The following is a 19,680-nucleotide window of genomic DNA, read 5'->3' as shown; positions in this document are numbered from 1 at the left end:
CTCAGTACCTCATAAAGCATCCTCAGCTAACTGCTTCTGAAGCCTAAGTTTTAGTCGGAGCGGTTGCACTAACGATCCTAACGAGAAAATCATAGCGGAATCAACAGAAAGTCGTCGCTGTCGGCGGCGGTCTGCCGCCAACGGGACTTCAGTCTCGACACTCTGCGAGAAGAGCGAAGACTCACCTCACCAGAATCCGGTTCTGTACCACCTCTGAGAGAGGTTCGACGTAGAGTCGGTCAAACGAATCGGCAACACGCAGCTTCAGAAAGATGTCCTCGACATTCTTTTCGAGCAGGTGGAGATCGTGGCTGACCTCCACCTACGACTCTACTACGGTGACAAAGACGAGACAGACGGCCTATATCATTCAGAAGAAAGCGTGGAACCACTGCCTTCCACGCCTATGTCACGCTCTACACGCGTGTGAAGAACAAAGCGATTCACGCTGGCAGTGTCGCCGTCTTCGAGACGGCGCACAACCACGCGTACGTGATGTCGATCTTTCTATTCGTAGTACAGTCTTCCCGGTGCTGTCTATAAAAACTCATACAACTTCTATCAATCCCAATCCAATGTAGGCGCGTGTCATTATATTATACGTGATCGCTACCGCGGGCGCTCGACACTCGACACCTGGCCAAAAACCGCACGACATGGTGGGGTTTCAACTGTCGACTGTCGTTCGACATGTACAATCACTCGAGTTCGTCCCACGGCACTTCGAGCGCATTTTTCCCTGTCTTCGAGAGCGAATACACACCGTCGGTTTTCTCGAGGCCGCAGGTTTCACAGTAGACGCCGAACCTAATTCACGACACTGCTGGTGAGGTTGTCTATGGTCAAGACAACCGAAGCAAAACAAGTCTGTCGTGCCGCATCAACCCTTGTCTACCCAGAACTCGACTTTGACATCAAGTCGTGTGGAAAGTACACGAGAGAGGACTTCGAGAAAGTCCTCTCTCGGATCGCTTTTGAGCAAGAGTTCGCCAATACCAGTAGTTGCCGAACCAGATTTTTGGCAGATCAAAAATGCTGGACTGAGACCGGAATCACGGATACTGTTAAGCGGATAACTGCCGAAATGACCAGACAGAACTGCAATGGCTGGCATCACAGATCCACGACCACCACTTCCAGAGTGGATTCTCAAGTGCTACGACCTCCTGTGCTCTCATGCAGACCGGCTAGACAATGGAAAAGCTGCTGTTCGAGTGATCGAGCACGACGATGCCGCCGACGTGCTGCTCTCTGATTCAGAGTTAGCACTCGAGCAACGGGACGTCGAGTACGCGCTTACACGGCTCCTCGAGCGAGGCTACTTCTACGAAGTTGAAGACGAACTTCGGGTCACCTCCCCAGAAGGGCAGTGTTAACGACTCTTCAAAGAGCTGTCCCTGTATATCGACAGATCAACGCACTATGCCTATCTCGAGCCACTGCACTCTCCTCGATCCAGTCCGACATCTCACCTCCCGATTACCGAACGTGGCCAAAAGCGATGACTACGTTCTGCTAGAATCCCACCCCGTACGCTTCAAATACGGACTCGAACCCCTCATCGACGACCTGCTGGACAAGCTCCGCGAACGAACGCCGATTTCCTGGATCCTCAACAAGCGACCGAAACGTGCTCTCGAAGTGATGCCCATGCGAGGGCCGATCCCGACTCGAGGTCTCGTGGGCTGCCTCATGCAACATCACGAGATACAGATCGTGCATCCAGACGGCACGCTGACGACTTGTCACAGCCGAGTCGGTGATTACGATGTACGTCCTGCCATCGGTCCAAGCATCGGCACTCGCCTCGCCGTAGTACACATCTCGGTCAATTCCAAGCTCCGCTGCCAGCACTCGAGCGAAGCGAAGATACCGCTGCTGGTCAGCGTTCAACTGTGATTCGTCCTCAATCCGATGATAGCCCGTCCACACACCTTCTGATTCGGCTCGCTCGCCAACGTTGAACGTTTCCGGCACCGCTATCGATATGTTCTCATCGGTGGCGAGATCACGGAGCCGCTGCGTCGCTGAATCAGTTGTATCGAGGACAACGTAGCCACGCTCGACGAGTTTGTCCGCACCTTTCTGGGGACCGTCGACCCACCCGATTTTCGGTGCTGCCTGGATCTCCTCGAGACTGATACGGGACTCCGTTGCTAACTGGAACAGCTTGCGATCGGCCCACTGATCATCCGATTCTGATTCGGATGCCATCGCTTCGGCCATTACTTCCCGACTCTCGGCAGTCAGCCGGTCGTCCGAGACGTCCGTATATAGATCGTCACGTGCCTGCTCGAGTGCGTTGTTGATCCGCTGCCAGCGCTCACAGCCGGACTGGATGTCATTGCGCGCAAAATTCAACGTTAAATTCCCTTTCGAGACGATTACGCCACCAATGCCGTACTCGCGCTTTGTCGTCACATACAGTCCGTTGCTATATATGTCGAGCCCGTCGTGGGGTGTGTACTCGAGTGCGAGAATCGCATCTTCAGTTTCGCGAGTAAGCGACGGGTGTGGTGAGTCTGCCACTGCTTCGAGTGGGTCGCCCCTATCGACCGGCTCACCATTGATCACGACCGAGACGCCCGTTCGGGACTGCACGTACGCGAAGCGCTTGCGAAGGTCGCGAACGTAGCGCCGCCAGCGGTAGCTGTCTGGATCGGGAACCTCGTCTTCGTAGTGATCAATCTCGACCAGCATCCCCTCGAGATGATGCTCAGCGTCCACAAGCTGGCCATCACGACCGCTGACGTCTGCCCACGATCCTGAGTCGCGTCGATTGCGATAGTCAAAACACAGTGCAGTGTCGTGACTCCAGATGCGAACTGCACCCTTCGCGATGATCGCACCCTTGCCGATGCCCCACTCACCGATCGTCTCGTCGTCCGACCGTTGCTTGCTTCCCGCACCCAGCACTGAGAGGTTACGTCGCCCTTCGGTCGACTCGAGATCGACACCAGCACCATCGTCAAGGATGATCGATCGCTCAGGGGAGATGCTGACCAGCACACGGGATGAACCCGGACTGTCGATGCCGTTTTGGACGGCTTCACGGATCGCGTCTGTGAGATCCGCCATCTGATCTTCGATAAGATACGTTGCGACTCGCTCGTCAGCGGTCATTGTCACGGTCTCGTCAGTCGATGGTTGATTGGCCGGCCTCGAGTCAGTCGTTTCGTTCGTGGCGAACTCTGCTAACGTCGGATGTTCTGTCATGGTGTCCACCCCTGTGGCACCACACAAACCGAACAGAGCAACTCAGGCGCTTTCGTCTAGTCGCGGTTGCTGCTGGAATTGGTGACTCGATTCGGACAATGCAATCTTGCTTCGTTCTGTCAGTCTTTCCTGAAAGGGCTTATTGCGATCTGCGTGCAATTCGCTACTAAGATGTCACAAAAGAAGCAGATTGGAATACGCCTCTCGATACTGGAGGTGAGGCATTTGAACTCCTTAGGAACGCCCGGAAAGCGTGGATATATACCTATATCCGTCACAACGCGGAAACTACGACCGACGACGTTGTCGATTCCCTTGAGATCCCACAACGGACTGCCTACGACTATATTAACGACCTCGAGTCTGCAGGATTCATTGAACAGTCGAACGAGGGACGGCCCGCACGATATACTGCCCATGAGATCGATCTCCAACTGGTACAGGATGATGTCCAGCGGCAGATCACGCCAGCATTGATTGAGGCGATTGCACGCCGAGAAAAGGATGAGGATATCGATACGTACATCGAACGCCACGGTGTAAACAGCCTCGGGCGCGGTGGCCCGAGGCTTTTGTAATTCCCTCAGCCCTGCGCTAGCACTCCCTGCTCGGCAAGCGAGCGGGATGAGGTTGGGCGGCTTACGCGCCCCGACCCGGACAGACGCACCAACCGAACCTGTGGTTGGGTTTTGTGAGTCCGGTAATTCGTCGTATTACCGTCGAATTTCACCTTCTCGCGCCACGCGATGTTCACCGACGCATTCCGGTCAGCGTGGTCTTGCACCACGTCACACTCGTCGTTCGTACACCGGAACCGCCGTCCCTGCCGACTTCCACGCTCACCACAGCACGAACACGTCTTCGAGTTGTAATAGGCGTCCACCGTGTCCGTGGGAATCTCTCGCCACGTCGCCTTGTACGAGACGAACTTTTCGAACTTGTGGAACGGTAGTTTGTGCAACCGGCGGTTCATATACGTCCCGTACTTGATTTCGTCGCGGATACCGCTCATATCCTCAAACACGATGACCGGGTTCGAGAACTGCTCCGCAAACTCCACGACAGCACGGGAAAGCCGATGCAGTACCCACTCTGTGAATTGTTCTTCTTTGTCATCGAGTTTCCGGTGGATGCTCGTCTTGCCGTGTTCCTGACAGCGTGTGGTGATAGTGTGGTAGCGTTGGCGTTCCTGTTTGACTCGTCCGTAGTCGAGGACGAGTGTGCCCTTTGTCCGCATCGTGTCGCGGTCAAGGGCGGTGAGAGCGACGTTACGCTCGTTGATGTCTACGCCGACCACAGTCTCGGCGGTGTGGAGTTCGGGCACGTCGAACTCGCGTGTGACCGTAACGTGTAGGTAGTACACGCCATCGCGGTACAGGAGTTCGGCCTGCCCCACATCCACCTCATCCGCTGTGATAGCGTCTCGAAGTTCGTCCATCGCGTCCGGCTCGCCGCGTAGGTGTCCTTTCACCTTCTTGTAGGGCTTCGGGCTGATGCGGAACTGGACACGATCGGTGTCGTCGTCCACGGTGAGGCGGTAGCCTTCCGTGTGTGCCATCACGAGCGGGTACGCACCTGGTTTGTCCGTACTCGGCGGCGTCGGCTTCCCTCCGTCAGGGTCGTCTTGATTCTCCCACCACTCTTTGAGCGATTGGTAGGAGTCCCACGTTTGGAGGGCTTTGCCGACGACCGCGCACTTGTTGTTCCGCAAGAAGTCGTCGCGGTCAACCTCTCGTTGTATCTCGGTGCGATTGTACCCTTGCTGTTTGAGGCGGATGGTTTGGTTGAATATTTCGCGTGAGGCGAGTCGGGCGTCGTGAAGCCACGACCGCTCACCAGACGCTATGTGAAGGCGCGTCTGAATCGTCTTCGTGGCTTCCTCACCCATACTTTGACGGTTGTTCCGATTGATCATAAAAGTGAGGATTCGGGATGAACGAGTACCGCAGTCACGCACATTCGGTTAGTTCCTGCAAGTATCACTTCGTGTGGTGTCCCAAGTACCGCCACCCGGTTCTTGGTGTAGTGGAGGACGATGTGCGGGAGTTGTTTGGTGAGACTGCTGATCACTTTGGGCACGAGATTCTGGCGTTGGAGATTGCGGACGACCACGTACACTTGTTCGTGCAAACAGACCCAAAGCACAGTCCGGCAGACATTGCTCGGCAATTCAAGTCGTACTCAGGTAAGCACTTGCTGGAGCGGTATCCCGAAATTCGGGAGTCGTATTTTTGGGGTGGCGGATTCTGGAAGGTCGGGTACTACGTGGGAACGACGGGAGCGGTGTCTGAGGAAGTGGTTGAACGGTATATCGAAGAGACGGAACACGCGCCAGAGTGACGCGCTTCACCCCCGCCCACGGTGGGGCGGGGAACTCGCGCTGTTTTCGTTTAGAGGCAGCTATCATTCTGGATGCACTTTCCCCGATTGTTGAGGAGTGAGTCGGACGGACACCGACAGTGAAATCTTTTTTCTTGACTCGTTAATATTCATTTATCGGTGTCGGTGAGGGTGACAAGCCCCCGTCCTCAAGGAGCGACCGGAGGGAGCGAGTAGGGCGGGATAGTTCACTTAGGCATGTAACGTCTGGACACGATCTTCGATCCACTCCAGCATGGCGAAGAGGACATCCAAATGATGTTCACTCTTGAGTGAGGACTGCTCTGCATTTGCGGACGCGTCTGGTGGCGGATGGAAATGCTCTCGAGGTGCCTCTGGTTTTGGGTGTCGATCCCATCGACATTGCCAGGTCTCATCTTCATGACTCTCGAGATAGTGAACCGTGTAGTCGCCTCCGACAAACCACCGGATGTCGATCCGAATCTCACGCACTTCCGAGGGATACTGTGTTCTGTCCAACTGTAGCTCGAGAACACGCGGAGAAATTGCATCAGGCCGGAACTCCCACGTTGAAACAAGTGGATGCGTTGCCGCACGCTGTGCGAGTACTTTAAGCGTCGGAACATCAAGGGGACCGCTTGGCGTTTCGTCTCGCCCCGTCACGTATTTGATTGGGCTCGACCATTATTTGACGACTCGGCCCGCTGAACGGCGCGTTTCAAGATTATAATATCTTGACGAATCGTCCGCCATTTTGTGAGGTCGTCCCATCGGTCATGAAGCGCTTCGTGACCTTCGGTAGGATCATCAGAGATGACGACAGCATCCGGATCTGGGACCCCATACGTTTCCTGAAGGTTCTGGTCTGCGTCAATGAGTTCTGACAAACGTGAGCGAAGCTCACCTGCACTGTGCTCGCGTGCAAGCGTTTCGACACGCTTCCACTGAAAGTACGATGGATTACGTTGATACTGAGCGGGGCGGTTTCCCGTTCGTTCTGCAATCCCCATCTCAACAAGTTGCTCGAGTGCCTGACGAGCACCGGTCTCAGAACAGCGAGCCCACTCTGCGAACTGTTGTGCAGAAACAGGATCGGTAGTGCCGACGAGAATGTCGTAGACACGCTGGAACGTCGTTCGATCCGAATCCCACTGTCTTGACGGATCGTTTGGTGGGTCTGGTCGTTTTGTCATAATTCCTTCTTCGAGGACACTGCCAATATATCTTTTCTAAAGCACAGATATATGATCTCAATATCCGGGTTCTCATCAGGTTGTTTCGGCTATCTCCTCAGCGACGTCGACGATCCCTTGGGCGGTCGAACTAATTCGCCCAAGTCGATCGAGGATCGCCTCCGGCTCATCCCTCTCCCACGCAGCGAGGTAAAACGCCGACCCACTCGTGTCCAGCCCGAAATACCGACCAACGATGTAGGCAATGGCTTCGGCCTCGAGTTCGCGTTTCGACCGTTCGTCTTCGGTATCGATGCCACCGTGCAGCAGTGCGTGCGCGTACTCGTGAACGAGTGTGACGGCGAGATCAGCCTCGTTTTCGCGATCACGAACTTCTACAAGGGGCTGCTTCTCCAGGCGATACTGACAGACGCCCTTGGCGCTGCCGTGAGACCATTTTCGAGGAGACACGACCTCGACAGCTACCTCGAGTGCGGACGCTGCCTCGAGGAGTGCTGGGACCAATTCGCCGGCGTTACCGTTCGCCTCGGTTACTCCTCGCTCTCACCTTCGAGTTCCAATCGCTGTTTCAGGTTCTCCAAGGCGGTACGGAGCTCCCGTTCGTTGTACTTGACGGCGAACGGTTTGACCACCTTACTCATAACGCGGCCGGGGATCTCGTACTCGGCGGTATATGTCACCTCAGTGCCGTCGTTCACCTCTGCAAACCGAAGCTCCAGTTTACCGTCGATGCCACTGTGCATATCAAAGACCATCCGCCTGTTCGGCTCATGAACCGTCTGTTCGAGCTCCGTGTTCAAGCCGACACCCGCCATCGTGTATGTGCAGTCCAACCGCTTGCCGCCGTTGTTGAGCCGTTCGACGTTCTGGACGTTCGTCACGCTAGGGGTGACTTCGGCGTGATTGTACGGATCGTCGAGGTACTCAAAGACCGTTTCGACTGGGGAATCGATCCGGATCGACTCGCTGACGGAGGTCATTGCCGGTGACTACGCGGTTCAGTCATATTTGTATTCTCCCCATATATTATCGGACGTTCCCTTTGGTCACGCTCAGTAGGGGTCACGACGGGACGAAGGAAAAACCACTCCTCAACAGTAGTCGTTGAATCTCGTCTGCATTCGAATCGGATGGCCGACCTCGGTGCGAGAACCTTGCCGGACATGCACTCCGGTAGGCGGTCGAGAGCGCGGACGTTCCGAACGTCTCCAACGGTGTGAGGATTCAGCGGTACGCGTGTTGTCTCCGCGTCCTCAAAAAGCGACACGTTTCGGTTGTGGCTCGAGACGTTACCCGTCTCGTCATCCCAAAAGACGGACGTCTTTCGGACGACAGCAAGAGCTTTGCTCACGCCATGCCCGCGAACGGCGAGGCTTTGCGCCTGCTCAGCGTATAAACAGTCACAACAGACACGGTCAGTCGCTGGTCGCTCGTCCGTAGACGTCGTCGATCCGGAGTTCGTACCACTCGAACTCGAGTTCCTTGAGCGGTTGCTGGAAGATCTCTCGCGAGGCGATCTTCGAGTAGGCCGCGAACAGTCCCGGCGCCCAGGGCTCATCGACCGATGAGAGCTCGTGGAGCGTTCCCCGGATGACGACGCTTCGCCAGTCGTCGACAGCGTTCCACTCGTACGTCGAGAGCGAGACCTGGTTTCCTGATCCGATGTAGGTTGCCTTCTCGCTGTCCTCGCCGAACGAGAGTTGGAGGATACAGCGCTCTCGGGTCCGGTCGTAGCCGAACGACATCGGAATGCCGTAGCCGCCGCGTTCGTCACCCATCGAGAGCGTCCCGATACCCTGTTCCTCGAGGAACGTCGCTACCTCCTCGTCGTCCATCACGACGCCGTATTCTCCGCTGGACATACGGCGGTTCCCACAAGCCGGGTAATAAATTTGTGTTGACACGAGATATAAAGTCACGACTGTTGACATCGCCGAGGATGAGCAGACAATGCAGTGTATCACCTGTAACTGAACGTCGGTTCGGGTTTGATTCCACTCATGTGTCTACACGATCGGCCTGCTCGAACGCGGGGTCAAAATCGACTCAAGGCGGCTGTGTTGAGCGAGGGCTACAGGTCCGGTGGATACTCGCCAGTCTTCTGATATTCGGTGACGATCTTGACGAACGCGGCGACCTGGAGTACGACAACGAGAACGAGCGTGATTAGGTATAGCCAGTGGATCGGGTCTCCGGATGGAAACTCAGGTCGGAGGTAGGCCCTGTCGTAGATGTGGACGGAGAGGAGCCAAAAGATTGCGTACGTCCCGACGGTCTGATGCCACTTCCACGCCTTCCCGCCCATGTAATCGTAGGCTTTGTTGTTCGAGGTGGCCGCGAGCGCAACCGCGATGATCACGGCTACGAACGAACCGAACGCCCACGGGCTCATGTCGGCCAGGTAGCCGATGACGTCCCAGTCTCTCGCCTGGAACACGAAAAGCAGGTGAACGACACTCCAGATAGCGAACCAGATCCCCAGTTCCGACCGCCAGTTCACCGGAAAGTTCCCGGTGAACCGGCGCCTGATTCCGGGCCAGAGTCTCACCGTCGGCCCGATGACCAGCACGAGGATCAGAAGGAACCACGGAACTGCTCCTACAACCCGCTGCACGTGATACCCAGCTACCCACAGCAACGCGGCGAAGACAACACTACCGAGGCCCACCGCCAGATGGTGAGTGAGTTCGTTGTTCGTGTTTACCGACATATCTGTTACAACGATAATGTTTGCTGCTCTCCAGTATAGTTCTACTTGTCAACAGCCTCGGGGTCAAGTGGTTCGAGACGCGAAGCGTCTCGTCACTAAGCGGGATCGAAGATCCCGCGAGGTCGGCGAATCCTTTTAGATTCGCTTGATCACGGAAATCTTCGATTTCCGTACGACCCCGTGGCATCCGCCTTGCTGGTCTGTGAATCAAGTCGATAGAATGAGATGTCTCCGTGCACTCACTGCGTGGTGAGCCGAACGAATCGGCTTCCGGCTCTGTTGAAATCATTGACTGATGATAAGTTCCAACGGTTGTGCTGAATACAGAGGATGAGTTTAGCACGCCAACGTTGTTTGTTTCGAGACGAAGGTATTGAATGCCTCTCCGCTGCACGTGAAATTTCCCGGTCAACATATATCATTGTCATATATTGTTACTCCGCCACCAGAATGTAGACGAACACCCCAACTACCCCCAACTTCCTCTTCTGTGTCTTCTGCGGTGCAGTCCGCTGTAACTGTCTTTGAATTAATTTCCCTACCAAAATCACTATCAATAACTTCAATAGAAAACCGATACTCCTCGTTCACGTAGAACGTATCCGCAATAATTAGCTCTGGACGCCACGATTCACCGTCACGTCCTCGGGAAACAGGATTCACTTCAAGAGTGTGGTCGAATATTAGCATCTCATTGTCGTTTCTCACCTCCAATTCCACTTTCTCAGCCTCATATCGGTTGTTAATGATTGTAAATTCAACCGGTGTCGTTGATGAGAAGTAGCTTAGACAACCAGAGACTGCCATTGCCGATCCCAAGCCAAGCGAGGTGAGGTATGTGCGGCGGGAGACCATCTGTCCGTTTATTTCCATTACCGATATGAGTGTCTTTTGAACTTAAAACGGCCACTACTTGTCCTGTATTGACCGGTCGCTACTTTTCGTAAATTGAGTCAAATGACGTGCCACATTCGCGCTGTGTATTCAGCAGGCATATCTTGTCATTGTTGAAGGGTTTCAACAGAGCCCGGCTTCCCAATTTGTATCTGAAATGAGGGCACGTTCAGTCCAGACGTTATCGTATACGTCCCGGGTGAAGACAACATCGTGTCAGTCCCGATCGAGTTCGCGTCCTGTCCCGACGAAGTCACGTCCCTCTCGAACCTGGATCGGCTATCGTTGATTCAAAAAGCAGTGTGCCACGCCAACGCTGACGGAAAAACAAGTAGATGGCTATCTTTCGGCTGCAAAAACGGGTGGGTTTGATGTGGTACAGAGACTGTAGTTCTGTGTATGTACAACGAGATTCTCGTCCCAACGGACGGAAGCGAAGTGGCGGAGCGAGCCGGAACTGTTGCCGTCCGAATGGCCGAACTATTCGGCGCCGATCTGACTGTTGTCTCCGTTCGAGAGCCGAGCAACAAAGAGCAAGCGGAACGTGCCGTGGGAGATATCGAGGAGGCCGCGATCGAGGCCGGGCTCACCCCGAAGACTGAGATCATTGACGACGAGGAAACGGCGATCCATCGGGTGATTCTCGACTACGCCGAGGAGCACGATATCAACGCCATCGTGATGGGGACGCATGGCCGGACGGGGATCAGTCGGTTCTTGATCGGCAGCGTGGCCGAACAGACCCTTCAGGAGTCACCGATTCCTGTCGTGACCGTTCACGAGGACACCGCGGTCGACTTCGAGATAGATAACGTCCTCGTCCCGACCGACGGGAGTGAGGGGGCCGAGGCCGCCACGGAGCACGCAATCGACCTCGTGACTGAAGCCGGCGGGACGCTCCACGCACTCCACGTCACCTCGCGCGGACGCGAAACGGAGTCGTCGCCGATCGACGACGTACGCGATCAGGGTGAAGCCGCCGGCGTAGACATCGTCACGGCCACGCGGAGCGGTCGGCCACATGAGGCGATCGCCGGGTACACAGCGGAAGCGGAGATCGATGTCGTCGTGATGGGGACGCACGGTCGCAGCGGCCTTAGGCGATACCTGCTCGGGAGCGTCACCGAACGCACGGTTCGGTTCTCGCCGGTTCCGGTCGTCTCCGTGAAACCGGAGTCGGTCGGCGCCACCGTCGAGTTTCTCAACCACGAGGCCATGGAGGACAAGGACTGGTCGCTCGAGGACGACGACCTCTTTGAAAAGGCGGCTGAAGCCAACCTGTCGGCGGAGGCCTACGGGACGATGACCGTCGAAAAGGGAGAGTACATCCTCGAAGCGGCCGAGGCTGAAGGCTACAACTGGCCGTTCTACTGCCGAGGTGGTGGCTGTATCAACTGTGCGGCGGTACTGGTTGATGGTGAGGTTGAGATGGAGGTCAACCGTAGCCTCTCTGACGAGGAGGTGGACGAAATGAATCTGCGGTTGACCTGCATCGCTACGCCGACGACCGACGAGGTGAAACTGGTCTACAACGCCAAGCAGCTCGACCAGCTCCGAGACCGGATCATATAGGCGCTCTGTCCAACACAAGAGGCCGGGCATCGTGTTCGAAGATATGAGCGGTATCCGCAGATAGTAGCACGGGCCGAACCGAACACGCGACACTCGAACTCCGAAAATCGGAACGATGGACGTTGACTACCATCGTCCCATTCCTGAAGACGGAATCATCAAAGAAGTTCGTCTCAAGGAAGTGGTACTCTCGAACAAGCGCAAGGATTTCATCGAGAAACTCGCTCGTTCGTACACGACACAGTACGACGCGGTGTTCGTGGAGAAACTGAACGTTCGAGGGATGCTTGAACAGGACTCGAATGGGCGGAACATCGCGTCGATGGCGTGGAGTGACGCCATCAAGACGTTCGAGCGCCACGGTGACAAAAACGGTTGCCGCGTCATGACTGTCCCTCCCGAGGGGACGACGAAGCGATGTGCTTGATGTGATGTGGAATCCGATAAGCCACTCTGGGTTCGTGAGCCTTCATGTCCGTCGTGCGGATCCGAGGCTGACCGGGATGAGAACGCTTCGTACAACGTTTTGAAACTCGGGTTGGAGGAGTTAGGTGTGGAGTACGATGTGGATGCGGTAGTAGGTCTGGGAAAGGCCAAATCAACGTCCTCAGAATCTTTCAATTCTGATGGGCTGCGAAAATCGGCAGACGATTTTCGAGCGCCTGCGGAGACCGCGCTCCCTACGGGTGCGAGTGTGAACGACGATTCGTCGTTCCGTGTCGTGCCTGCAAAGCGCGTTTGTCGAGGGAACCTCGACAGGCTGTCAGACTCTGTCTGACAACGTCGTTGAAACAGGAAGCCACGAGTCACCCGACCCGTGGTAATTCACGCGGACGATCCCGGCAACCGCCGAATTTCTGCCCCCGTAGGAGTTCTGTCGTGCCCGGGGCCGATTTGGGGGACGGCTTATATATGCCTATTTGTCGTACGTCCACGCATGTCGATGCCCGAGAATATCGAAGAACTCGCGTCGGAACTGGTCAGCGTTTGTCGAACCGCTATTGGCGACGAACTCCGCAGTATCACGTACTTCACCGCCGACGACTATGAGCAGCTGTACCTCCGGGACGATCTGAAACAGGACGCCGACCTCGATCGGTTCGTCGCGAACGAGCGACTCGGGTTCACCTCCCAACAGACCTACGGCGGCTCCGAACTCGGCGATTACGGGTTCACGATTCGAGTTTTCGAGCACGGATACGTCACCCGGGTCATCGCTGGCGAACGTGGGGTGTTCGTGACGACTGATCCGCTCAATATGAACGGATTCCACGAGGTGGAGACAGCGGTCAGATCGGTTCTCGAGGAGACAGACACCTGAACTGTCCCTTTCGAATCGTCAAATCCCGAAAATCGATGTAGTTGTGGATCGATTCGATCCAATCGGCCGGTTGGACGTTCAGTTCGTCACAGATGGCCTCGCTCATCAACTCGCGGTTCCATCGGGCGTACTGCTGAGCGAAGAACATATCGACGTAGTAGCCGTGGGCTTCCCTGCCCTCGAGCCAGTCGAGTTCCTCGTTGCGCTCTTCGACCGCGTCCTGTGGTCGCGAAAGCACGTCGAACGCTTCCTCGAGGTCATCGCCTCCGAAACCCGCCCGGAGACGCTCCTTGTCGAGGTGGAGTTCGCCTTTCCCGCCAGTGATCCACTCGTAGAGGTCGTGATCGCTCACCGTCTCACGGTCGAACTCGAGATTGTCTCCGCCGTGTACAAAATCATGAAGACCTAACTTTCACCGTCATCAATAAGTAGTCTCGATGAGTTTCCTACCTATGGCAACAAGTTCTCAATCTGGTAAATTCGGCTTCTTCGACCGGATAAAGACCGGTTGGACGCTGACGAAAGACAGCACCGGCGTGATCCGGGACCACCCGAAGCTGTTGGTGTTTCCGCTGCTGGCGGGGATCTCCAGCGTTTTCTTCCTCGTACTCTTTTTCCTCCCGCTGGTGATTGCGGACGTCATCGGCGGTGGTCTCGAGTACGTCGTGCTCTTTGGACTCTATTTCGTCACGACGTTTTTCAGTACCTACTTCTCGGCCGCACTGGTCTATGCGGCCAACGAGGCGTTCCACGGCCGCGAGCCTGGAATCCGCGACAGTATGTATACGATCAACGACCGACTCGGGCCGATCATCGTGTGGTCGCTGATCTCTGCGACCGTAAGTATCGTCTTCAGGATGCTCGAGGACTCCGACAATCCGGTCGCTGCGATCATGCGATCACTGTTCGCCGTCGGCTGGTCGATCATGACCTTCTTTATCGTACCTGTCCTCGTCTTTGAAGATGTCACAGCGACGTCAATGTTCAAAAAGAGTGGGACGACGTTCAAGGAGACTTGGGGCGAGACGCTGGGTGCCGGATTCGGGATCACTGGTATCGTCGTGGGTCTCGGAATCGTTTTCGTCTTGGGAGCAATCGCCGTCTCTGCCCCGGTAGCTGCGGTGTTCCCTGGACCAGGAATCCTACTCGCTGTCGTCCTCGTTGCTCTCGCGTTGGTGTTCACGTATCTGCTCAGCCAAACTATTTGGGGCATCGCGAAGACTGCGCTGTACGTGTACGCTGAGGAGGGGATCACGCCCGAGCAATTCGATAACTTCGATTTCGAGACGCTCGGCGGTCGAACCGAACAGAAGGCGACACCAGGGACAATCTCGGATCGGCGTCCAGGTACGTCGGTCGACGACTAAGCCGTTGACCAGCATTGACATCCTCCCCGCCCTAAACAGTAGACACCGAACCTAATTTGTGCCGTTGCTGGTAGGGCTGCTATGGTCGAAACGACCGAAGCAAAACAGGTCTGTCGCGCCGCATCCACCATCGTGTATCCAGCGCTCGACTTTGGCATCAAATCCTGTGGGAGCTATACGAGAGAGGACTTCGAGAAGCTCCTCTCTCGTGTCGCCTTCGAACAGGAGTTTGCCAACACAGCTGGGAAAACGTGCCAACTCGATGACGGCGAGCCCGTCGACGTGACGTCGACGGCTCGCAACGGACTCGCAAAGTCGCTTCTCTACCACCTTCGGAACATGGAGGCGGACGCCATCGACGGCCAGTTCGATGGCGTCAGCGACGACCTCTTCGAGATCCTCCGGAAACGACGGCTGTTACCCGAGTGTGTCGATGTTGCAATCGATCTCCACGAGTGGCGGTTTTACGGCGATGCAGACACTGACTATGTCCTGATTACCTATCCCGACCAGGGGACCAATCGAACGTACTGTTTTGCGACCATCTGTATCGTCACACCGGGAACACGATTTACACTCGACGTGCTGGCGCTGGAGGCGAACGGCTTTCGCGAAAAGCGCGAAGCCGTTCGCTCGCTTCTCGAAACCGCACAAGAGTACGTCTCAATCAGACACGTCTACCTCGATAGAGGTTTCTACCAGGTTCACGTCTTGCGGAACTCGAGCAGCACGACGTCGACTATATCGTCCGTGCACGTCCGAGTAAAGGGATGAAAGCCGTCTCAGCGCCGACGCTGAGACGGTCGTCGACGACTATCTCATGCAGCGCAAGCGGGAACCGACCGCATCGGTTCCCGTAACGGTCTTTGCAGTCCCTCATCGCTCAAAAGAGGACGAATCCGTGTGGTTCGTTACAAACCTCGAGATTACACCTGGGTCCGCCCGAGCGTACGCGGCGGCGGAACGCCGCCGCTGGGGAATTGAAACCTCCTATCGCCAAATCGGAGACTCATCCGTCTTTAGTTAGTACCCGCAGTAATACTCAGCAGCATCGTTTTCTGTCCAGATTCAACCCTCTCAAGTCTGCTATGAGGTGAAAATAGCGCTTTCGAGGAGACGTATCGATCGATATCGGCAACACCAGAGTTCAAGCCATGACTCTTCTCGTCCCTATGACTTCTGTACATAATTTAGGATTAAATATTACTACTGGGCTTAGCTAAAGACCAATGTAACAAGGAAGAGGTGCGTGATGATTGGAGAAAGATACTCTCGAGAGACTCCAAGCTCATCGGAAATCGTCTCATCAACTCTTTTGGACATCTCCTGAATAAGATACAATCGACTCTCCCTATATGTGCTACTGGATATAGGGCGCGAATGTGGCATCAAGCCTGCCTCGGCCTGTAAAGAGGTGATCGGTCAGTACAGAGGATAAATGTAACACGACGGCTCTGTTAAGCCCTTATCAAAATTTAGATATTACGCTAGGTGTGCAAACGAATCTTGTTCTTTCCACACGGCATAGAGTGCGTAGAACATCAAGGCTATAAACCCAATTAATAGCAAAATCGCACTAATTAGTCCAATTGGATGGGGAAATGAAACAAGTGTTCCTTGTTCAAGCCCAACCAATACTTGGAAACTGAACCAAAGTACAAACGCCGAAAGGAAGTATCTTCTACCACGATTGGTCTCAGTTATTTTTGAGACGACCAAGAGAATACAAATACCTATCAGTGGAATAAGCATACTGATAACGTTCTGTTCTCCCCCAAGCCATTCTATCATTGAATGAGTGTTTATGTTTCTGAACTTATTTCCTTGGTTTATCATTTAGTTAATAATAAGCTCGTAGCCAGTACTGACTCGTCACTACCTTTCGCAGATCTACTTACCGACCCATTCACCGTCGAAGTTAGTGGATTAAACCAATAGAGGAATTCTCTGCTGTCCATCGAGAACAAGGTTTAGTCGGGATGGCGCGTAACTTCCGTGTATGCCATTCAGCGTCAGTTGGCACACGCTTCTCGAGCATCTGGATGAGCTGCCGGCGGACGCGACACTGATCACACCGTTGTCGCACTCTCGCATCCATATCACAGATGTCCAGGAACACCGCGTTATCATCCAGTTTGACGAGTCCAACGAGAAGCGTCCGCTCCAACGTGAGCAGTTCGAGACACTCTACCATCAGATACAGACCGCCCACGATGGGTTCAATCTCGACCGGCTCCCGCCAGATGCCGACCCGTATCCAGCGGTGTGGAGTGTCCATCCTCGGTTCGAGATTGACGAAGACGCGGGTGTGATCGCCGCGACAGACGGGCCGACGACGACCCAACTGGCCGACACAGCACACGAACCAGACACCGATGACGACCGCACCGAACCAGAGGGACTCGATGTCTACTCGGATGGTTTGCTGCTGATCGATGCACTCGAGCGCCACGACGTAACTGACCTGCCTGAGTTGGAGACGGCCACGCTCGTCAATCTCTATACGCTGCTGTCGGATGTCCAGCGTGACGCTAACGACTTTCGACAGGAGGTCGCCGATGTGCTTCTCTCCCGGCTCCATCACGACCGGCCTGTCGCCGGTCAGTATGGCTCGGTCCAGCGCACGAGTCGCCGCAACCGCTCGCTCAAAGATGATGAGGACGTCCTCTCGATGCTCGAGGCGGAAGGGATCGACCGTGAACGCGTCATGAGCGTTGACCGGCAGAAAGTCGACGAAGCACTCGAGGTGACGACGCTCACCGAGTCCGATGTCTACGAGATCGATGAGAGCGAATACGTTCGTAAGGCAGATGTCGACGATGACGTGAAGGAGTCACGCCTCCAAGGATTGAAGGATCGACTTGCTGCCAGTGAGGAAACAGAAGCCGAGGAACTGCAACAGGAAATAGAAGCACTCGAAGACCGTATTGACGACCTCACAAGCTTCCGTGCGGGGACGGAGATACAATGACGACCATTGAATCCCTCTTGGAGTCCTGCAATTTGTCAGCGAGCGTGCCAGGTCAGTCATCGTCCTGTGTGCGGAGTTCGATGGCTCTCTCCTCGAGTTGGCGGAGAATCGGGACGCGTTGTTGGTGCTGATTTTCGTAGGCAACGCAGGCCCGCAACGTATCCATATCGTATATCGTCTCGATACTGGCGTCGATGAGTCGCGGATTCGGTGGCTCAAGGCGCTGCGCTGGTGAGAGCTCGCTCGAGTCGTTGGATTGCTCTGGAGTGTTACTCATTGGATGGTGCCTCTGCTCCTGTTGAGGCACAACAAACTGTACCGGTGCTCTCGAGATCCGTCGTGAGTGAGAAGACGTCACTCTCTGCGGCAAGTACAGATATGAGGTGAATCAAATGTAAAAATCATAATAGACCAACAAATTCGAGTGACTCAAAAGCTATCAAAACGATAAGTACATAATTCAGAACTGTTGATGAGAGCGCGTACAAAATCGTCTGAAAAATTGAATATGAGGTCATTCCGGCAGGAATCATGATGAAGGACCCGACAAACGGAACGAGATTCGTAACGAAGATCCCTATACCGCTATACCGTTGAAACAGGTTTTCAGCCCGTATTACCTGCTCATTTGAAACAGAGACAGCAGGAAGAGAGTCAACGGCGCTAATTCCATAATTGCTTGATATCCAGTAGATTAGTAACTGACCCGTAACATATCCAAATGAAGCAACGGTAATACCGATAACAACCTGTTCTGAGGACGCTTTGATAGCAAGAAGATAGCCTGGCAAAAAAAGAGATGTTGGGAATACTTTTCCAATTATTGCCCCTTTTAAGAGGAATAGGAGAAATAACGCTGGCTCATCGAAAATCAATAAAAGCGAAAAAGTTTCTTCAATTAACTGTTCAGTTACGGACACGCGTTGTAAGTGATTGTATGAAATCAAACGTATTGTCTTTTACTATCTATGTATCAATCGTTCAGTTCGCATGTGTAGTAGCTGTATATTTCACGCAGATTTGGAATCAAAAAGTCTTTTGAAGGCTATGTCAGTCGAGAAAACAACGGCATTGATCACTGTCAGTAAATCATGTTATTAATATGATTTCACAATAGTATCTACACCTAATTGACAGTGGACGGCCATAATGAAACTCCGACAACCAACAGACTTCTTGATTCTCGAGGCACTCGAGGAAACGGGCCGAAACGTTGCGACGAATCTTAAGGCGAACACGGAGAAGAGTAGGAAGAACATCAACACTCGGCTGCCGATGCTTGCAGACTACGGTCTCGTACGCAAAATCGGACCCAAGGAACAGTCCGGGCTCTACGAAATTACATCAAAGGGGGAAGCGGCACTCGCTCACAGAGACGCGTACGATGAGGTGGTCGATTTCGAACAGTTGATCGAAGACGATACGAGATCTACTGGTTGAGGTGTGTTTTCACCTCGAGACTGGTAGTAGAGGATTATTTTCTTTTGAGTGTTCACTAATCGAATTAGATATTCCAGATGTAAACTCCGTTCTGTGCGAACACCTCTCTTTTTCATGGAAATTAGCGTCGATTCTCATACGTCCCTGTGTGAAAGATCACGAATGTGTTGAAATTGACATGCAAGACTTAGAGCGTGTATGCAGCACAGGTGGTTCGTTGCTTCCAATCGATCAGTGCTGAATCAGCTGCTCACTGAAAACTGCCTACTGTTCACGAGAACGACGCTCCGTGAGAAATGAGTAGAGTTCACCAAACACTACCAGACCGACGATAGCACCGGGGATAGCCCAAAGACCGCCAATACCCGCTACGGACATAACCAACCCTGTAGCGGCCCCAGCTACGATGAATAAGAGACGTGACGGAAGCGAACCGTACGACGAGAACTGAGCCGTCATTGATGTAATGAAGTAATATCCGACGGATAATATATCTGATCATCAGTGGACACTATGTTACCTGTACTGACCGACCACTACTCTTTGAAATCGAGCTTCAGCTCGTGCTGCATTCGCGCTTTGTATTCATCAGTTCCAATATCTCAACTCCTCGAGAGAAATGATATGAAACTGTGAGTTGCGTTGCTATTCCCTAT

General features: G+C 54.2%; 20 protein-coding genes and 4 pseudogenes. 13 read left to right on the top strand and 11 right to left on the bottom strand.

Going from position 1 to position 19,680, the window contains the following annotated elements:
* Positions 1-130: 130 nt before the first annotated feature.
* From ACERJA_RS13760 to ACERJA_RS13750, 3 genes and pseudogenes are all read left to right on the top strand, one after another.
* Positions 131-476, top strand: a pseudogene (locus tag ACERJA_RS13760) (ISH3 family transposase); the annotation flags it as partial.
* A gap of 362 nt (positions 477-838) precedes the next feature.
* Positions 839-997 (top strand): annotated as a pseudogene (locus tag ACERJA_RS13755) (transposase); the annotation flags it as partial.
* Between the two features lie 106 nt (positions 998-1,103).
* Positions 1,104-1,376 carry a hypothetical protein gene (locus tag ACERJA_RS13750; protein WP_373608831.1) on the top strand — a complete coding sequence of 91 codons (273 nt, stop codon included), beginning with the start codon at positions 1,104-1,106 and terminating at the stop codon, positions 1,374-1,376.
* Between the two features lie 139 nt (positions 1,377-1,515).
* Here ACERJA_RS13750 and ACERJA_RS13745 read toward each other — a convergent pair whose 3' ends face one another.
* Positions 1,516-3,216, bottom strand: a complete 1,701-nt coding sequence (locus tag ACERJA_RS13745) for an ATP-binding protein (protein WP_373608830.1) — start codon at positions 3,214-3,216, stop codon at positions 1,516-1,518.
* Between the two features lie 257 nt (positions 3,217-3,473).
* On the opposite strand from ACERJA_RS13745, the gene ACERJA_RS13740 reads away from it, so the two are divergent.
* Positions 3,474-3,794 (top strand): helix-turn-helix domain-containing protein, encoded by a 321-nt coding sequence (locus ACERJA_RS13740; RefSeq protein ID WP_373608873.1) that lies wholly within the window; start codon positions 3,474-3,476, stop codon positions 3,792-3,794.
* A gap of 5 nt (positions 3,795-3,799) precedes the next feature.
* Here the strand turns inward: ACERJA_RS13740 and ACERJA_RS13735 are convergent, their stop codons facing one another.
* Positions 3,800-5,104, bottom strand: coding sequence for an RNA-guided endonuclease InsQ/TnpB family protein (locus ACERJA_RS13735; RefSeq protein ID WP_373608829.1), 1,305 nt, complete (start codon positions 5,102-5,104; stop codon positions 3,800-3,802).
* Positions 5,105-5,148: 44 nt separating this feature from the next.
* On the opposite strand from ACERJA_RS13735, the gene tnpA reads away from it, so the two are divergent.
* Positions 5,149-5,556 (top strand): IS200/IS605 family transposase, encoded by a 408-nt coding sequence (gene tnpA / locus ACERJA_RS13730; RefSeq protein WP_373608828.1) that lies wholly within the window; start codon positions 5,149-5,151, stop codon positions 5,554-5,556.
* A 659-nt stretch (positions 5,557-6,215) separates the two neighbouring features.
* On the opposite strand, the gene ACERJA_RS13725 is transcribed toward tnpA, so the two are convergent.
* The 6 genes and pseudogenes from ACERJA_RS13725 to ACERJA_RS13700 all read right to left on the bottom strand — a co-directional run bounded on the left by ACERJA_RS13725 (position 6,216) and on the right by ACERJA_RS13700 (position 10,332).
* A complete protein-coding gene (locus ACERJA_RS13725; protein WP_373608827.1) occupies positions 6,216-6,749 on the bottom strand; it encodes a hypothetical protein in 534 nt (177 codons plus the stop codon).
* Between the two features lie 75 nt (positions 6,750-6,824).
* Positions 6,825-7,280: pseudogene (locus ACERJA_RS13720) on the bottom strand (ImmA/IrrE family metallo-endopeptidase); the annotation flags it as partial.
* Positions 7,280-7,729, bottom strand: coding sequence for an SRPBCC family protein (locus ACERJA_RS13715; RefSeq protein ID WP_373608826.1), 450 nt, complete (start codon positions 7,727-7,729; stop codon positions 7,280-7,282). The pseudogene ACERJA_RS13720 and the gene ACERJA_RS13715, both read right to left, overlap by 1 nt.
* A gap of 435 nt (positions 7,730-8,164) precedes the next feature.
* Positions 8,165-8,611 carry a pyridoxamine 5'-phosphate oxidase family protein gene (locus ACERJA_RS13710; protein WP_373608825.1) on the bottom strand — a complete coding sequence of 149 codons (447 nt, stop codon included), beginning with the start codon at positions 8,609-8,611 and terminating at the stop codon, positions 8,165-8,167.
* Between the two features lie 209 nt (positions 8,612-8,820).
* Positions 8,821-9,459, bottom strand: a complete 639-nt coding sequence (locus tag ACERJA_RS13705; RefSeq protein WP_373608824.1) for a hypothetical protein — start codon at positions 9,457-9,459, stop codon at positions 8,821-8,823.
* A gap of 408 nt (positions 9,460-9,867) precedes the next feature.
* A complete protein-coding gene (locus tag ACERJA_RS13700) occupies positions 9,868-10,332 on the bottom strand; it encodes a hypothetical protein (protein WP_373608823.1) in 465 nt (154 codons plus the stop codon).
* Positions 10,333-10,752: 420 nt separating this feature from the next.
* On the opposite strand from ACERJA_RS13700, the gene fer reads away from it, so the two are divergent.
* The 4 genes from fer to ACERJA_RS13680 all read left to right on the top strand — a co-directional run bounded on the left by fer (position 10,753) and on the right by ACERJA_RS13680 (position 13,246).
* A complete protein-coding gene (gene fer, locus ACERJA_RS13695) occupies positions 10,753-11,925 on the top strand; it encodes a ferredoxin Fer (protein WP_373608822.1) in 1,173 nt (390 codons plus the stop codon).
* A gap of 115 nt (positions 11,926-12,040) precedes the next feature.
* The gene (locus ACERJA_RS13690) at positions 12,041-12,352 is read left to right on the top strand and encodes an IS200/IS605 family accessory protein TnpB-related protein (protein WP_373608821.1); all 312 of its coding nucleotides are present in this window, start codon (positions 12,041-12,043) and stop codon (positions 12,350-12,352) included.
* 6 nt (positions 12,353-12,358) lie between these two features.
* Positions 12,359-12,703: a hypothetical protein gene (locus tag ACERJA_RS13685; RefSeq protein WP_373608820.1), complete on the top strand. Its 345-nt coding sequence runs from the start codon at positions 12,359-12,361 to the stop codon at positions 12,701-12,703.
* A 159-nt stretch (positions 12,704-12,862) separates the two neighbouring features.
* Positions 12,863-13,246, top strand: a complete 384-nt coding sequence (locus ACERJA_RS13680) for a hypothetical protein (RefSeq protein WP_373608819.1) — start codon at positions 12,863-12,865, stop codon at positions 13,244-13,246.
* A gap of 4 nt (positions 13,247-13,250) precedes the next feature.
* Here ACERJA_RS13680 and ACERJA_RS13675 read toward each other — a convergent pair.
* Positions 13,251-13,619 (bottom strand): annotated as a pseudogene (locus ACERJA_RS13675) (RNA-splicing ligase RtcB); the annotation flags it as partial.
* 79 nt (positions 13,620-13,698) lie between these two features.
* Here ACERJA_RS13675 and ACERJA_RS13670 point away from each other — a divergent pair.
* The 3 genes from ACERJA_RS13670 to ACERJA_RS13660 all read left to right on the top strand — a co-directional run bounded on the left by ACERJA_RS13670 (position 13,699) and on the right by ACERJA_RS13660 (position 17,584).
* A complete protein-coding gene (locus tag ACERJA_RS13670; protein ID WP_373608818.1) occupies positions 13,699-14,613 on the top strand; it encodes a DUF6159 family protein in 915 nt (304 codons plus the stop codon).
* An 81-nt stretch (positions 14,614-14,694) separates the two neighbouring features.
* Positions 14,695-15,387: a hypothetical protein gene (locus ACERJA_RS13665; protein WP_373608817.1), complete on the top strand. Its 693-nt coding sequence runs from the start codon at positions 14,695-14,697 to the stop codon at positions 15,385-15,387.
* A 1,225-nt stretch (positions 15,388-16,612) separates the two neighbouring features.
* A complete protein-coding gene (locus tag ACERJA_RS13660) occupies positions 16,613-17,584 on the top strand; it encodes a hypothetical protein (protein WP_373608816.1) in 972 nt (323 codons plus the stop codon).
* A 52-nt stretch (positions 17,585-17,636) separates the two neighbouring features.
* Here ACERJA_RS13660 and ACERJA_RS13655 read toward each other — a convergent pair whose 3' ends face one another.
* Both ACERJA_RS13655 and ACERJA_RS13650 read right to left on the bottom strand, forming a co-directional pair.
* A complete protein-coding gene (locus ACERJA_RS13655; RefSeq protein ID WP_373608815.1) occupies positions 17,637-17,861 on the bottom strand; it encodes a hypothetical protein in 225 nt (74 codons plus the stop codon).
* A gap of 124 nt (positions 17,862-17,985) precedes the next feature.
* Positions 17,986-18,504 carry a DedA family protein gene (locus ACERJA_RS13650; protein WP_373608814.1) on the bottom strand — a complete coding sequence of 173 codons (519 nt, stop codon included), beginning with the start codon at positions 18,502-18,504 and terminating at the stop codon, positions 17,986-17,988.
* Positions 18,505-18,733: 229 nt separating this feature from the next.
* Here ACERJA_RS13650 and ACERJA_RS13645 point away from each other — a divergent pair, with 229 nt between their 5' ends.
* The gene (locus tag ACERJA_RS13645; protein ID WP_373608813.1) at positions 18,734-19,024 is read left to right on the top strand and encodes an ArsR family transcriptional regulator; all 291 of its coding nucleotides are present in this window, start codon (positions 18,734-18,736) and stop codon (positions 19,022-19,024) included.
* Positions 19,025-19,680: the final 656 nt, after the last annotated feature.

The organism is Natronorubrum sp. A-ect3 (assembly GCF_041821125.1).
In the GTDB taxonomy this organism is placed as follows: domain Archaea; phylum Halobacteriota; class Halobacteria; order Halobacteriales; family Natrialbaceae; genus Natronorubrum; species Natronorubrum bangense.
Note: the sequence above shows the minus strand (reverse complement) of the source record. Positions and strands in the feature narration are given on the sequence as shown.